The following is a 15126-nucleotide window of genomic DNA, read 5'->3' as shown; positions in this document are numbered from 1 at the left end:
TGTCATTGAAGAGTCTCCTTGCGCGGGTTCGCCGCTGGGTATGCCCCTGTTCCGGCCACCATACGCCATAAAAATCAAGCATTTATCATGTAAATTCTTTCTAGATATAGGTTGGATTTGTGGCGTTTTTTAGTGAAACTTGGCCATAAGGACATTTAATTTCTGCTGCCGCTGTGCCTTGTCGCAAAAATGCCGCATACAAGCAGGCAAAAGCAGAACGCCCATCCTTCAGCAGAATGGGCGTGGCAAGGTTAATGGCCGAAAAATGGAAGAAATCTACGGTGTCCCAAGGAAGAGATAGACGGCCTTTGGCCCCTGCCGGGCGTGGCCATAGCCCAGGAATACCGGTCCCAGCGGGGTCTCTCCACCCAGATAGAGCGTGGCCGACTCCTGCCAGCCATTCAGCTGGCTTTCGCTGAAGCGCTGACCGAAGGTGGCGCCTTCCAGCGCAAGCCCCAGCCGCATATCGCCACGCAAGCCCAAGGGCAACTTGCCGATGATTTTTTCGGTTCGCAACTGGACAAAGCGCATATCGTTACCGACCAGCTGATCCTGCGCATAACCGGAAAGATTGAGGAAGCCACCCAGTTTCGAAGCCTCGTAGAACGGGACGCTGCCATGCACGGTCTGGCTGCCCCTGAATCTTCCGCTCACGATCAATGGCCCCAGCGCAGTCGCACCGGACAAGCTGCCGGAAAGGTTGCCGTAGTTCAGTTGGGGCGAGTCGATATAGGCCAGACGTGCGGCCCAGCCCGAGGTCGGCAGATAGAGGCGGTTCGTCTGATCCAGATCTAGCGTGAGATAGGCACTGCCGAAGTGCTGGTTGCTCTCCCCAAGCTCGGGAGCGCCTGTTTCCAGCGCGGCATCCAGCCAGGTCTCGCGCCAGCCTAGCCGTGCCTGGCCCAGCAGGCCGATATTGATGCCCACCCCCAGATTAAGCTGGCTGGTCTTGACCCGGTATTCCGCCAGCTTCTGGTCGTTCTGGTAGAAATTGCGCAGCTCATCACTGTAACTGGCCACCGGCTCGACAAAGAAGCGCTGACGTTCATCCAGCGGCTGGTAGAACTCTAAGCCCAGCAGGTTGCGGTTGCCGATTTCGGTGAGGGCAAGCATTTCCGCGCCCAGACTGTTCATCCAGGTCTTCTGATAGGCCGCGCGCAGGCTGTAGCTGGCATTGCCGTCGAAGGTATTTTCGAGGTTGACCCCGAGGCGCAGGTAATCCGGCCCCCAGCTTTTCTCCACCGGCGTGATGCGCAGGATGGTGCGATCCCGGTTGCCGAGCAGGGCATAGTCGACATGCTCGTAGAAACCATCGCCGTAGGCCCTGAGCAGGCCACGCCCCAGCTCGGGGGTCACACTGGTGCCCGGCTGCTGCTCGATATGACGGGTTACCACTGCCTTGTTGACATAGTTCAGATCGGCGACTTGTATCTCATCGATACGAGGCAGCGCCTGCGGCTTGGTTTCCAGCTGCTGGCGCCATTGCTGGTAGCTGGCCTCGTCTACCGAATAGCGGGCTAGTTTTGCAGCCGCAGCTTCTGCCGCGACCCGGCCACGCTCGGCTGTTTCCGCATTGCGCGGGAAATCGCCGGCGCTGATGCCTTCCAGATCCGGCTGGATATAGATATCGTCGGGTTTGAGCGTCGAGAGCGAACGGCTGACATTCTGCTCGGTCAGGATGTTGACCATCTGTGCCGAGACTGACAGCAGCGAGTCGATCTCGTCCGGCTTGAGCAGGGGCGAGCCTACATTGACCGCAATCACCACATCAGGCGAGCAGCGCTCGCGCACTTCGGCGATGGGCACGTTATCGACCAGCCCGCCATCGACCAGCTTGTGTCCGTTCAGCTGGACCGGCGTCATCAGCCCGGGCACCGACATGCTGGCGCGCATGGCCTGGGTCAGGCTGCCTTCGCGCAGTACCACCCTGCCGCCGCTACCGATATCGGTCGCGACAATGGACAGCGGCAGGGGTAGCTTCTCGATCTGCGGTTCCCCGCGATCGGCATGCACCAGCTGGTTGAAAAACAGCTTGATCTTCTGCCCGGCGACCACGCCGGACTGGTATTGCAGGCCATCCTCCTTGACCCCGGTTTCCGAGCCGGGCAGGAAACGCTGCGAGATGCGCTTGTTGCGATAGGAAAGCTCGGAAAAGGTCGGATTGTCCTGGAACATGTCGTTCCAGTCGGCCGCTGCCATTTCTTTTTTCATCGTCTGGGGTGTCACACCTGAGGCATAGGCACCGGCCACCAGCGCGCCCATGCTGGTGCCCGCGATGCAAGCGACCGGCACGCGCAGGCGCTCCAGCACTTCGAGTACGCCAAGATGCGCGGCCCCGCGCGCGCCGCCACCGCCCAGCACCAGACCGATACGTAATGGCCGGGCCGCTTCTGCGCCCTGAGCTAGGGGAGGCAGGGCCAGACTGATGCAACAAGACAGCCATAGCATGGGGATCTGAATTCGTCTGGCAGGCATCATTGAGCGCTCGAATCAGTTATTCGTCACACGACATTTACATTATTTAACTTATAAAAATTTTTGCTCAGATTTCGACGGTGACGGATACCAGGCGCGGCATATCCGCCACAGAGAATAAAAATGGTGATGTCCCGCACGGGAGGAGGGGGCTTGCTGTCGGCGATGAACGATGCTCACGCGCCAGTACCCCTGGCTCAAACACGTCCGAGCAGCGGGCACAAAACCCGAAATCAAAGTTGCCCGCTTACAACCGGGACATCGCCAAAATTAAGTCTGGCTTTGCCGTGTTGCCGAAACGATGGATAGAGGGACATACCTTTTTGTGGTGGTGGCATTTTTGCCGACGGTCCAGGGGTGTCGAAATTTTGACTGTAACGGCTGAAAATTTCGCGCGCGTTGCTATGCTGACAATTACGTTTGTTAAATAAATGGTGACGTTAGATTGCCATTTACGATCTGAATATGTCCAGGGGGTGTTATGCGAGCCGTGCATTTGATGGCCAAGCCGGTCGGGCCGGTTTGCAATCTTGATTGCCATTACTGCTTCTATCTGGAAAAAAAATCGCTGTTTCCGCCCAAGCAGCGCTTTGCCATGAGCGACGAAGTGCTGCGTGCCTATATCGAACAGAATATCCGCCATGAGCCCGGCCCCGAGGTGCTGTTTACCTGGCAAGGAGGGGAGCCCATGCTGCGGGGGCTGGCATTCTACCAGCGTGCCTATGCCTTGCAGCAGGAATTGGCCGGCGGCAAGACCATTCGCAATGCCTTGCAGACCAATGGTGTGCTGCTGGATGAGGCATGGTGTGCTTTTCTGTCCGAGGCCGGCTTCATGGTCGGCCTCAGTCTTGACGGGCCGCGCGAGATCCACGATAGCCAGCGTGTTGACCGGCGTGGTGCGCCGACCTTTGATGCGGTGATGGCCAGCTTGCGGCTGCTGCAGCGCTACCGGATCGAGTTCAACATACTGGTGACGGTGACGCCGGCCGTCGCCAGTGCACCGTTACCGGTGTACCGCTTCCTGAAGGAGGCCGGGGTACGCCATATCCAGTTCAACCCGGTGGTGGAGCGTGTCGCGGCCGAGCGGGACAGTTCGCGCGGCCTGAGTTTCGCCGAGCCGCCCGCCTGCGGACGCGCGAGCATCTCAATGAATGCGGTGGCCGTCAGCCCGCATACGGTGGGGGCCGAGGCCTATGGTGCATTTCTGATCGCCATCTTCGATGAATGGGTGCGTCACGATGTCGGCAGCGTCCATGTGATGAATTTCGAGTGGGCGCTGGCGGCCTGGCTGCAGCTGCCGGCCACGGTCTGCCTGTTTGCCGATAACTGCGGGCGGGCCTTGATGCTGGAACACAATGGCGATGTCTATGCCTGCGACCACTTCATGTACCCGGATTACCGTCTGGGCAACCTTTGCGAGGATGAACTGCCGGCCATGGCCGATTCCCCCGCGCAGCAGGCTTTCGGTCAGGCCAAGTCTGCCGGCTTGCCACAGTACTGCCGGCAGTGCGACTACCGCTTTGCCTGCCATGGCGAATGTCCGAAAAACCGTTTTATTACTGCGCCGGACGGAGAGGCGGGTCTCAACTATCTGTGCGCCGGCTACAAGCAGTATTTCCGCCATATCGACCGCTATATGCATGCGATGGCAACACTGGTCAGCCATGGCCAGCCCGCTGCACGCATCATGGAGGCCATCAAGGGCCCGCTGTTGATCCGGGTGCCGTCTGCCGGATGAATTCCTTTGTCGTTACATCTCGGGAGTATCGTATGAAGAACATCTGTAACAGGGCACTTTCCGTGGCCGGTGCGCTGGCTGTCTCTACTGCCTCGGCAGCCGCGGCTGCGCCGGATCGCACGGTCTTGCCCATCCATGAGCCGGTGCCGCCGACCTATGACACGCTGGATGCCCGCGACGCGAAAATGCCGCCGCCTTTTAGCATCAAGACGCCCGATGGGGCTCCCAATGTGCTGATCATCCTGATCGATGATATGGGTTTCGGTATTCCCAGTACTTTTGGCGGCCCGGTGCCGATGCCCACCTTGGACCGGCTGGCCGAAAATGGCTTGCGCTACAACCGTTTCCATACCACTGCGCTGTCGTCGCCGACGCGCGCAGCGCTGCTCACCGGGCGCAACCATCATGTCAGCAATATGGGCAGCATCACCGAGACGGCAACCGGATTTCCGGGCAACACCGGCCAGCGGCCACTGAGTGTGGCACCGCTGGCGGCGATGCTGCGCTACAACGGCTACAGCACCGCCCATTTCGGCAAGAATCATGAAACGGCGGCCTGGGAGGTCAACCCCTCCGGCCCGACCGACCGCTGGCCGACCCGCTCGGGTTTCGACAAGTTCTACGGCTTTATGGGCGGGGAAACCAACCAGTGGGCGTCGGTGGTTTATGACGGGATGAGTCCGGTCGAAGTGCCGAATGATCCCAATTACCATTTCACCGTCGATATGACCGACAAGGCCATCCAGTGGGTCAATTTCCAGCAGGCCATGACGCCGGACAAGCCGTTCTTCGTCTATTTTGCGCCCGGCGCGACGCATGCGCCGCATCATGTGCCCAAGGCCTGGATAGACAAATACAAGGGCAAGTTTGATCAGGGCTGGGACAAGCTGCGCGAAGAGACGCTGGCGCGCCAGATACGACTGGGCGTGGTACCGCCGGATACCCGGCTTGCGCCCAAGCCGCCCTTTATCCAGGACTGGGCGACGCTCTCGCCGGAGCAAAAGAAGTTGTATGCCCGTCAGATGGAGGTCTATGCCGCGTTTGCCGAGCATACCGACGAGCAAATTGGCCGGCTGATCCAGTCGCTGTCTGAATCGGGCGAGCTCGATAACACGCTGGTGTTCTATATCGCCGGTGATAACGGCACCAGTGCCGAAGGCGGTGCCAACGGCATGCTCAACGAGATGACCTATTTCAACGGCGTCCAGGAGCAGGTGCCGGATATGCTCAAGAAGATCGATACCTGGGGCGATCCCAGCACTTACCCGCATATGGCGGCGGGTTGGGCGGTCGCCGGGAATACGCCGTTTGCCTGGACCAAGCAGGTCACTTCAGATTTCGGCGGGACGCGTAACGGCATGGTTGTGCACTGGCCGGCCAAGGTGAAGGCGAACGGGCAGGTGCGCAGCCAGTTTGCCCATGTGATCGATATCGCGCCGACCATTCTGGCTGCGGCTGGCCTGCCTGAACCCAAGATGGTGGATGGGGTGAAACAGACGCCTATCCAGGGCAAGAGCCTGCTGGCTTCCTTTACCGACCCGGCCGCACCGGCCCGTACCTCGCAGTATTTCGAGATCTTAGGCAACCGGGCATTCTACCAGGATGGCTGGTTCGCCCGCACGATACACCGCGCGCCATGGGAGGCGAAGCCCAGAGTGCCCCTGCAGGACGACCGCTGGGAGCTGTTCGATACCCGTAATGATTTCAGCCTGAGTAATGATCTGGCTGCCAGCCAGCCCCAGAAGCTGAAAGAGCTGCAACAGGCCTTTCTGGTCGATGCACGCGCCAACCATGTGCTGCCGCTGGATGACCGCCTGTTCGAGCGGCTGAATCCGGCCAGCGCAGGCCGGCCTGACCTGATGGGCGGACGCACTTCGCTGACGCTGAGTGACGGCATGAAGGATCTGTCTGAAAATGCCTTCATCAATATCAAGAACCAGTCCAAGACCATCACGGCCGAGGTCGAAGTGCCGGCAGGCGGGGGCAACGGAGTCATCCTGGCTCAGGGCGGGCGCTTTGGCGGCTGGACACTGTATGTCAAGGACGGCAAGCCGGCCTACACCTACAACTTCCTTGGTCAGACGCGAACGACCATCGTCTCGGGCGAATCCTTGCCGGCGGGCCGTTCAACCGTGCGCTTCGAGTTTGTCTATGATGGCAGCGGGCAGGGCAAGGGCGGCGAAGGCAAGTTGGCGGTCAATGGCAAGCAGGTGGCCAGCGGCCGCATCGCGCGCACCCAGCCGGGCATTTTTTCGGCCGAAGAGACTGCCGATGTCGGCATGGATAATGGCACACCGGTGAGCGATGAATATGGCGTGAACCGCGGCGTGTTCAACGGCAAGGTCAGGAAAGTCAGGGTGGATGTGGGCGTTCCTCCGGCTGCCGCTGCGCAGCCGTCCGGGCAGTAAACGCCCTTGCCGGGGACAGTCGGGCTGCCCGACTGTCCCCGGACATCCGGCTTGGAATGTGTTCGCCATCTCGCGTGAGACAAGACAAAAACGGCTGAGAAAGCGGCATGTACAGAGAGGGTACATGCGCATTTCGAAGCCGTTTTTAACGTTTGTGCGCCTGCGCGCAGCAGATCGTGAATAGCAGCGGCGTAAATGGATGCGATGACCGGATCGCGATGGCGCTTAAACACATCAGCAAAGACAGGCACAGTGCAAACCATAGCGTGCCGCTCAGTAGCCCCAGCCACACCGCGCCGGTCGCGTCCTTTGCCGGCATCTGCGGGGGCGTTTGCGCGTATCAAGGCGGCTTTAACCTGGTTAGCCCCTTTTGCGCTGGCGCAAATCTGGCGGGGCAGGGGGCAGCGCCGCTGCCGGCAAGACCTTATTGTGTATGATATCGGCACGCCATTTTCCGCCGGCAGGCCCGGCCCATCTCCTTATGGGTGAAACAGATGACACCTTGCACCTTGCGCCGGCTGTTTCTGCTGCTATTTTGCCTGTTGCTGAGCGCCTGCTCCACCTTGCCGCCGGCCGGGATCGTGCCGGTGAGCGGCTTCGAGCTGCAGCGCTACAGCGGAAAGTGGTATGAAATTGCCCGCCTTGACCATGTGTTCGAGCGGGGCTTGAGCGATGTCAGCGCCCGCTATATTCCAGCGCCGGATGGCGAGGTGCGCGTGATCAACCGTGGCTACGACACGGCCAGCGCCAGGTGGAAGCAGGCCGAAGGGCGCGCCCGCTTCAATGGCCAGCCCGATGTGGCCTCGCTCAAGGTGTCTTTCTTCGGCCCGTTCTACGGCGGCTACCATGTGCTGGCGCTGGACCCCGATTACCGCTGGGCGCTGGTGGCCGGCAACAACCGTAGCTATTTATGGATACTGGCACGCGACAAAACCCTGGCCCCCGAGGTGAAAACGAGATTGCTGCAGCAGGCAGCGGCGCTGGGGTTCGAGACCGACAAACTGATCTGGGTGTCGCAGACGCGGGCGGATTGACTCGGTGTTTGGATACTTACTTTTTGAATCTTCGAACCAAAGGAACTACGTTGCTGCCAACGATCACCGAAGCTTTCCCTCCTCTTCCCTTAGAAGAGCTTACGGCTGAGATTTCCAATTTTTCGGATAGTGCACTTGAAGACAAACAGGCACTGATAAAGCGTTTGGTCATGGTGCATCCAACTCTTGGTCTGAACTGGGGGGCAGGGCATCGATTTAGGCGTGCTCGAAGGCTAAAGACCCACGAGCCTTATCCCCAAAATGTGGATGGAATCATTTGGCGAAAAGATGTTCCTGCATCTCAAGGAAGAGCCAACCCTGATGGTTTTTCAGTACTCTATCTCGCGGATCGTCCGGATACTGCTTTGAAAGAAGTGCGTGCCGAAAGTGATCAGGTTGTTCTTGCTGACTTTGAAATCGTACCCGGGAAAAGCTGCCTGATTGCACCTATTGGTGAACTCATGAGGATTCAGCGCTCAGGGCGAGGTTTTATGGCTGGGGAGCACGCGCAAGGAGTTTCGAATTATTTGAATGCCTGCAAACCGCAAGATGAGAAGTCACTTTTGATTACAGATGCTTTTCTGTTGGAGTGTTTGCTAGACGGAAGGGATAACTACGAAATTTCTTCGTATGTTGCAAAGTGCATTTTTGACAAAAATCCCAAGCTATCAGCAATTGCCTACCCAAGTTGTGTACAAAATGGCGCTATTTGTTTTGCTGTACGGACAGATCATTTCTGGGATCAATGGGGTGTAAGATCGGTTCGTTGTGGCCATGCTAGACACTTGTCCCATGGATATTATGACTTCTCTCCAGCTCGGCACGTCAACGGAATAGAGATTGGCGGTAATTTCCACTGGGAAGAGCATGAAGAAGATGTTGCTACGACTGTTTTGCTTAAGCCCCTTTGGGTGCCAAGTTAAGCAAGATGGCTTGGATATCTTGGCTCCTATCAAAATGCAGTGGCCTTGGCTGAAACCATAAATTTTAGCTTCGGATTCAGCCATGCCACCTTTCTCATAACGATGTCTGTTAAAGTATTTCGCCGAGCGCACACTAATTATGTGGCCAAGCGTGACATCTGGATCTTAATCCCAACTCAACGCGCCACCCGTCTGATACTCCGTCACCCGCGTCTCGAAGAAATTCTTTTCCTTTTTCAGGTCTATCATTTCGCTCATCCACGGGAACGGGTTGGTGACCCCCGGGAATAGCGGCTCCAGCCCGATCTGCTGCATGCGGCGGTTGGCGATAAAGCGCAGGTATTCCTTGAACATGGCAGCGTTCAGCCCAAGCACGCCGCGCGGCATGGTGTCTTCGGCGTAGGCGTATTCCAGTTCCACCGCGCGCTGGAACAGCGCGTTCAGTTCGGCCTTGAACGGCTCGGTCCACAGTGCCGGGTTTTCCAGCTTGATCTGGTTGATCATGTCGATGCCGAAATTGCAGTGCATCGACTCGTCGCGCAGGATGTACTGGTACTGCTCGGCGGCGCCGGTCATCTTGTTCTGGCGCCCCAACGCCAGGATCTGCACGAAGCCTACGTAGAAAAACAGCCCTTCCATGATGCAGGCGAACACGATCAGGCTCTTGAGCAGGCGCTGGTCGTTTTCCAGCGTGCCGGTCTTGAATGCCGGGTCGCACAGGGTGTCGATGAACGGGATCAGGAATTCGTCCTTGTCACGGATGGACGCGACCTCCTGATAGGCGCCGAACACTTCGCCTTCGTCCAGGCCCAGGCTCTCGACGATGTACTGGTAGGCATGGGTGTGGATCGCCTCGTCAAACGCCTGGCGCAGCAGGAACTGGCGGCATTCGGGCGAGGTGATCTGGCGGTAGGTGCCCAGCACGATATTGTTGGCGGCCAGACTGTCGGCGGTGGTAAAAAAGCCGAGGTTGCGCTTGACGATACGCATTTCGTCTTCGGTCAGCTGGCCGGTTTTCCATTGCTCGATGTCGCGCTGCATGTTCACTTCCTGCGGCATCCAGTGGTTGGCGCACTGCGCGAGATACTTGTCCCATGCCCATTTGTGGGCGAACGGCACCAGCTGGTTGACGTCGGTGGTGCCGTTGATCACACGCTTGTCGCTGGCGCTGATGCGCTTGGAAGGGGTAGCGGAGGCGGCAGGAGCGATCGGGTCTTCAAAACTCAGCATGGGTGTCTTTCGTTTCAATCGGGTTTGATCGTCTCGGGCTTGAATGGCGCGAGTACGACGCTGTTCAGGTTGTTGACCTTCCACACGTTTTTCATGTGGGCAAAGTCGCGTTGTTGTGCGTCACGGATTTCGGCCGTGGGCAGGTAGTCCATTTCCAGCAGCACTTCACCCAGATAGACGGCTTTGCCGGCTTCGACGCTGAACGGCAGGTTCAGCGGGAAGCTGCGGATCTGGATGCCGCTATCGCCAAAACGGCCAAGGCCGGAGGGCCAGTAACCATAGGCGGTGGCGAGCTGGTAACGCCCGGGAGGCAGGGTGAGCAGCTCCAGTTTGCCGGCGGCCATATTGCCGTTTTCACCAAAGATGGTATTGGTGCCCATATTCGCGTAGACGCGGCCTTGCAAGGCGCTGTCCAGGCTATTCCAGCTCACGCTGGCCGACGCGCGGTCGGGGTCGCTGGATTTGCCGACCAGTGAAAAGATGGCATAGCCGTCACCGGGCGGCGGGGTGAGGCTGCCTTGCAGTTTGTCGGCCATGGTGGTGCAGGCGCTCAGCAAGCTGGCAGTGCTTAAGATCAACAGGGTGCGCATGGTGTGCTCTTTCGCAATCGATGGTGCCTTGCGGCATGCTTTGTTTTAGCTGTCCCTGTTTTGCACTGCCGGCCGCGAGCGTGGGCGGGCAGGGCGGTGGGTTACGCCGCTTCATCAGCGGCTAACCCACCCTACGCCCCTACGGCAGCGTGCACCACGCTCACTGGCAAGCCTCGCAGTCCGGGTTGTCGATGCTGCAGAACTGGGCGTCGGTGGCTGGTGGCTGCGGCGCGGCGGCGACCGCGTTCAGTTCGCCACCCCGGCCGGTCGACTTCTCGGCGCTGGTCGCGGCCAGCGTGCGCAGGTAGTAGGTGGTTTTCAGGCCGCGTACCCATGCCAGCTTGTACAGCTCGTCCAGCTTCTTGCCCGAGGCGCCGGCCATATAGATGTTCAGGCTCTGTGCCTGGTCTATCCACTTCTGGCGGCGGCTGGCTGCTTCCACCAGCCACGCCGGGTCGATCTCGAACGCGGTGGCGTAGATCGCCTTCATCTCGTCCGGCACGCGGTCGATGCGCCCCAGGCTGCCGTCGAAATATTTGAGGTCAGCCAGCATCACTTCGTCCCACAGCCCGGCGGCTTTCAGGTCGCGCACCAGGTATTCGTTGGTGACGGTGAATTCGCCGGACAGGTTCGATTTGACGAACAGGTTCTGGTAGGTCGGCTCGATACAAGGCGACACGCCGATGATGTTGGAGATGGTCGCCGTCGGTGCGATCGCCAGGCAGTTGGAGTTGCGCATGCCGTAGCGGGCGATGCGTTCGCGCAGCGGGTTCCAGTCCAGCCGGCCCGAGCGGTCCATTTCCAGATAGCCGCCGCGCTCGGCCGCCAGCAGGTTGATGCTGTCCTGCGGCAGGATGCCGCGGTCCCACAGGCTGCCTTTGTAGCTGGCGTAGCGGCCGCGCTCTTCGGCAAGCTCGGTCGAGGCCCAGTAGGCGTGGTAGGCCACCAGCTCCATCGATTCGTCGGCAAAGCGCACCGCCGTGTCGCTGGCGAACGGCACGCGCATCTGCAGCAGGCAGTCCTGATAGCCCATGATGCCCAGGCCGACCGGACGGTGCTTGAGGTTGGCGTTGCGTGCCTTCTTCACCGGGTAGAAGTTGATGTCGATCACGTTGTCCAGCATGCGCATGGCGACCGAGATGGTGGCCTTGAGCTTGTCGCTGTCCAGCGCGCCGTCCTTCATGTGCGCGGCCAGGTTGACCGAGCCCAGATTGCACACCGCGATCTCGTCATCGTTGGTGTTGAGCGTGATCTCGGTGCACAGGTTGGAGCTATGCACCACGCCCATATGCTGCTGCGGGCTGCGCAGGTTGCACGGGTCCTTGAAAGTGATCCACGGGTGGCCGGTCTCGAACAGCATGGTCAGCATCTTGCGCCACAGCACCAGCGCCGGCAGGCTCTTGAATACGCGCAGCTTGCCGGCGCGCCCCAGTGCTTCGTACGCGGTGTAGCGTGCCTCGAAGGCGGCGCCGGTCAACTCGTGCAGGTCGGGCACTTCGGACGGGCTGAACAGGCACCACTCGCCGCCTTCCATTACCCGCTTCATGAACAGGTCGGGAATCCAGTTGGCGCTGTTCATGTCGTGGGTGCGGCGGCGGTCGTCGCCGGTGTTCTTGCGCAGCTCGAGGAATTCCTCGATGTCGGCGTGCCAGGTTTCCAGATAGGCGCACACCGCGCCCTTGCGCTTGCCGCCCTGGTTGACGGCCACGGCGGTGTCGTTGACTACCTTCAGGAACGGCACCACGCCCTGGCTCTTGCCGTTGGTGCCCTTGATATGGCTACCCAGCGCGCGCACCGGCGTCCAGTCGTTGCCCAGACCGCCGGCAAACTTGGACAGCAGGGCGTTTTCCTTGATGCCTTCGTAGATGCCGTCCAGGTCGTCGGCGATGGTGGTCAGGTAGCAGCTGGAGAGCTGGCTGCGGCGGCTGCCGGCGTTGAACAGCGTTGGCGTCGAGCTCATGAAGTCGAAGCTGGACAGCACCTGGTAGAACTCGATGGCGCGCGCTTCGCGCTCGACTTCGTTCAGCGCCAGCCCCATCGCCACGCGCATGAAAAAGACCTGCGGCAGTTCGCTGCGCACGCCGTCGATATGCAGGAAGTAGCGGTCGGCCAGCGTCTGCAGGCCCAGATAGCCGAATTTCAGATCGCGCTCGGGCTTGAGCGCAGCGCCCAGGCGCGCCAGGTCGAATTCGGCCAGACGCTCGTCCAGCAGTTCGGCGCGGATATTCTGGGCGATGGCGCTGGCAAAAGCATGCGGGTAGGCGTCGGCCATCGCGTCCTGACTCACCGCTTCGCCCAGCACTTCGCCGCGCAGCTGGTCCAGCAGCAGGCGGGCAGTGACGTAGTCGTAGGCCGGGTCCAGTTCGATCATGGCGCGCGAGGCCAGAATGGCCGACTTGCCGACTTCTTCTTCCGACACGCCGTCGTAGATGTTTTTCAGCGTCTCGGCCAGGAGTGCGTCGACGTCGATGCCGGCAAGGCCGGTGGCGGCAGCCTGGATGGTGTCGCGCAGTGCCGGGATATTCAGCGGCAGCTTGCGGCCGTCTTTCTTTTGCACATTGATGGTGATCTGGTGCAGCGCCTCGCCACGCGCGGCGCGCTCCTTGGCGCGTTCTTCGCGGTACAGCACATAGGCGCGGGCGACGTCGTGTTCGCCAAAGCGCATCAGCGCCAGTTCGACCTGGTCCTGGATGTCTTCGATATGGATCGCGCCGCCCTCGGGCTTTCTGCGCATCAGCGCGCCGACGATCATTTCGGTCAGGCCGGCGACCTTGTCGCGGATGCTGGCCGAGGCGGCGCCTTGCTGGCCGAGCACCGCCAGAAAGGCCTTGGTGACGGCGATGGAGATCTTGACCGGTTCGAACGCCACTACGGCACCGCCGCGACGGATGGTCTTGTACTGGCTGAAGTCAGCCTGCGGTGCGGCGGCGCGCCCCAGTTCGGCGGCGGTTTGTCCGTCAAAAGTCTTCATTTTTGATTTTTATCCTGTTTTATTTGAATTTTGTGATGTTTTCTTGCCGTGTGCGGTAGTTGGCTGTCCATCGCACGGCTTGGGTGTGTTGCACGGACTAATACTATATATGCTGTTTTTTATCTGTTATGGCGCAAATGGTAGTGGCTAAGATGCGGCTTCGCAAGTCTTGACAAAGTGCGTGAATGGCGTGATCCACGCCAGATATGGCTTGCGGCAAAATAAAAAATTTACGCCATTTTGCTGGTGTGGATATTTTGTGCGGTGCTATCCCTTTAAATACAAGGATGCAGCGTTTCATGTCTATACACACACTAGATGTAGTAGTTTGTGGTTGTGGTTTGGATGCTGCATTAAAAATCATGAAATTTTTCAATAAAGCTATAGTGCCCACTTAAAAATTGCGTGTTTTGCTGCGGGGTGCAGCATGTCCTGAGCGGCAAAAAGCCGGCCGATGCGGCATAGTGGGGAAATCTGCCGCCACTGGCGGTTCATTCTTTTGGCTGATGCATGAAAACACCCGAATTTATCCAGACACTCGAGCACACCAGCGCGACCCACCCCTGGCTGGGCGAGGTCTCTCTGGTACTGTTGTTTACCCTGTTGGCCCAACTGGCGTGGGTGCTGTTCGCCCGCCATTCATCCGAGCGCGAGATGGGCTTGCGCCGCTCGCTTTTGCACGCGTTTATCCGTTCCAGTTCGCCCGCCATCATGGCGATCATTGCCATCATCGGTTTTTCTCTGTTGCTGCAGACATTGGGACGCGAGTTGTGGCCGGCCCTGACTCCATGGATCGGGCCGCTGCGTATGGTGGCCGTGGCGCTGGTCGTGGTATGGGGGGCGTTCCGTTTTATTGATGCGTCCGAGCGCCTGCATCTGGAAAACGGCTACGACACGACGACGGCCAATGCCTTGTCCATGTTGTTCAAGGTGATCACGCTGGTGGTGGTGTCCTTGCTGATTGGCCAGTCTTTCGGTATGAGCCTGTCCGGCTTGCTGGCCTTTGGCGGCGCCGGCGGTCTGGTGGTCGGTTTTGCCGCCAAGGATATTCTGGCCAATTTCTTTGGCGGCCTGATGATCTTCATTGACAAGCCGTTCAAGGTCGGCGACTGGGTCAGCTCGCCCGACCGCAATATCGACGGCACGGTCGAGCATATCGGCTGGCGCCTGACGCGCATCCTGACTTTCGACAACCGGCCGATGTATATCCCCAATTCCATCTTTTCCAGCATCGGAGTGGTCAATCCGCAGCGGATGAAAAACCGCCGCATTCTGGTCAATATCGGCCTGCGTTACGAGGATGCCGGGCGTATGGCCGAGGTGGTGGACAAGGTGCGCGCCATGCTGCGCGCCCATCCGGCCATCGACCAGAACGATACCTTGCTGGTGTATTTCAACCAGTTCGGCGAGTCGTCGATCAGCTTTATGGTGTATTGCTTTACCCGCACCACGTCATGGGAGCCGTGGCTGGCCGCGCAGCAGGATGTGTATCTGAAGATCGTCGATATCGTGCATGCCTGCGGCGCCGATTTTGCCTTCCCCAGCCGTACGCTGTATGTGGAAGGGACGGGGGCGGGCTTGCCGCTGGTCTGAAAGTAATATTTGACCGGCATGTCTTGCTGCGGTCACAATGCGTCATCGCTCCGGGGTGCCGGGCCGCAAGGCCCAGCTGAGATGGTGAATACCGAACCCGATGGACTTGATCCGGATAATACCGGCGTAAGAAGAGCAATGACTGTTGGTGGCCGGCCCTCAAG

9 protein-coding genes and 1 riboswitch are annotated in these 15126 nt (G+C 59.4%); of the genes, 5 read left to right on the top strand and 4 right to left on the bottom strand.

Going from position 1 to position 15126, the window contains the following annotated elements; genetic code table 11:
• Positions 1-276 precede the first annotated feature (276 nt).
• Positions 277-2448 carry a patatin-like phospholipase family protein gene (locus EGI20_RS01095; RefSeq protein WP_498628943.1) on the bottom strand — a complete coding sequence of 724 codons (2172 nt, stop codon included), beginning with the start codon at positions 2446-2448 and terminating at the stop codon, positions 277-279.
• 508 nt (positions 2449-2956) lie between these two features.
• Here EGI20_RS01095 and EGI20_RS01090 point away from each other — a divergent pair.
• The 4 genes from EGI20_RS01090 (at position 2957) to EGI20_RS01075 (ending at position 8578) form a co-directional block, all read left to right on the top strand.
• Complete coding sequence (locus EGI20_RS01090) at positions 2957-4213, top strand: anaerobic sulfatase maturase (protein WP_498628941.1); 1257 nt, start codon at positions 2957-2959, stop codon at positions 4211-4213.
• A gap of 32 nt (positions 4214-4245) precedes the next feature.
• Positions 4246-6621, top strand: a complete 2376-nt coding sequence (locus tag EGI20_RS01085) for an arylsulfatase (RefSeq protein WP_498628939.1) — start codon at positions 4246-4248, stop codon at positions 6619-6621.
• Positions 6622-7115: 494 nt separating this feature from the next.
• Positions 7116-7655, top strand: a complete 540-nt coding sequence (locus tag EGI20_RS01080) for a lipocalin family protein (RefSeq protein ID WP_498628937.1) — start codon at positions 7116-7118, stop codon at positions 7653-7655.
• A gap of 8 nt (positions 7656-7663) precedes the next feature.
• On the top strand, positions 7664-8578 hold the full coding sequence (locus tag EGI20_RS01075; protein WP_498628935.1) for an RES domain-containing protein: 915 nt from the start codon (positions 7664-7666) through the stop codon (positions 8576-8578).
• 165 nt (positions 8579-8743) lie between these two features.
• Here the strand turns inward: EGI20_RS01075 and EGI20_RS01070 are convergent, their stop codons facing one another.
• The 3 genes from EGI20_RS01070 to EGI20_RS01060 form a co-directional block, all read right to left on the bottom strand.
• Positions 8744-9808 carry a ribonucleotide-diphosphate reductase subunit beta gene (locus EGI20_RS01070; protein WP_124734273.1) on the bottom strand — a complete coding sequence of 355 codons (1065 nt, stop codon included), beginning with the start codon at positions 9806-9808 and terminating at the stop codon, positions 8744-8746.
• 14 nt (positions 9809-9822) lie between these two features.
• Positions 9823-10398, bottom strand: a complete 576-nt coding sequence (locus tag EGI20_RS01065) for a DUF2057 domain-containing protein (RefSeq protein WP_498628932.1) — start codon at positions 10396-10398, stop codon at positions 9823-9825.
• Between the two features lie 160 nt (positions 10399-10558).
• A complete protein-coding gene (locus EGI20_RS01060) occupies positions 10559-13369 on the bottom strand; it encodes a ribonucleoside-diphosphate reductase subunit alpha (RefSeq protein ID WP_498628930.1) in 2811 nt (936 codons plus the stop codon).
• 510 nt (positions 13370-13879) lie between these two features.
• On the opposite strand from EGI20_RS01060, the gene EGI20_RS01055 reads away from it, so the two are divergent.
• Entirely contained in the window at positions 13880-14962 is a 1083-nt protein-coding gene (locus tag EGI20_RS01055) for a mechanosensitive ion channel family protein (RefSeq protein ID WP_498628928.1), read from the top strand.
• A gap of 41 nt (positions 14963-15003) precedes the next feature.
• Positions 15004-15112: riboswitch (TPP riboswitch) on the top strand.
• Positions 15113-15126: the final 14 nt, after the last annotated feature.

The organism is Aquitalea sp. S1-19, assembly GCF_024343515.1.
This window is presented reverse-complemented; position numbering and strand designations above follow the sequence as displayed.

Bases quoted from the DNA above. Each gene is read 5' to 3' on its own strand.
- EGI20_RS01095 (WP_498628943.1), bottom strand. From the start codon at position 2,448: ATGCTATGGCTGTCTTGTTGCATCAGTCTGGCCCTGCCTCCCCTAGCT.
- EGI20_RS01090 (WP_498628941.1), top strand. From the start codon at position 2,957: ATGCGAGCCGTGCATTTGATGGCCAAGCCGGTCGGGCCGGTTTGCAAT.
- EGI20_RS01085 (WP_498628939.1), top strand. From the start codon at position 4,246: ATGAAGAACATCTGTAACAGGGCACTTTCCGTGGCCGGTGCGCTGGCT.
- EGI20_RS01080 (WP_498628937.1), top strand. From the start codon at position 7,116: ATGACACCTTGCACCTTGCGCCGGCTGTTTCTGCTGCTATTTTGCCTG.
- EGI20_RS01070 (WP_124734273.1), bottom strand. From the start codon at position 9,808: ATGCTGAGTTTTGAAGACCCGATCGCTCCTGCCGCCTCCGCTACCCCT.
- EGI20_RS01065 (WP_498628932.1), bottom strand. From the start codon at position 10,398: ATGCGCACCCTGTTGATCTTAAGCACTGCCAGCTTGCTGAGCGCCTGC.
- EGI20_RS01060 (WP_498628930.1), bottom strand. From the start codon at position 13,369: ATGAAGACTTTTGACGGACAAACCGCCGCCGAACTGGGGCGCGCCGCC.
- EGI20_RS01055 (WP_498628928.1), top strand. From the start codon at position 13,880: ATGAAAACACCCGAATTTATCCAGACACTCGAGCACACCAGCGCGACC.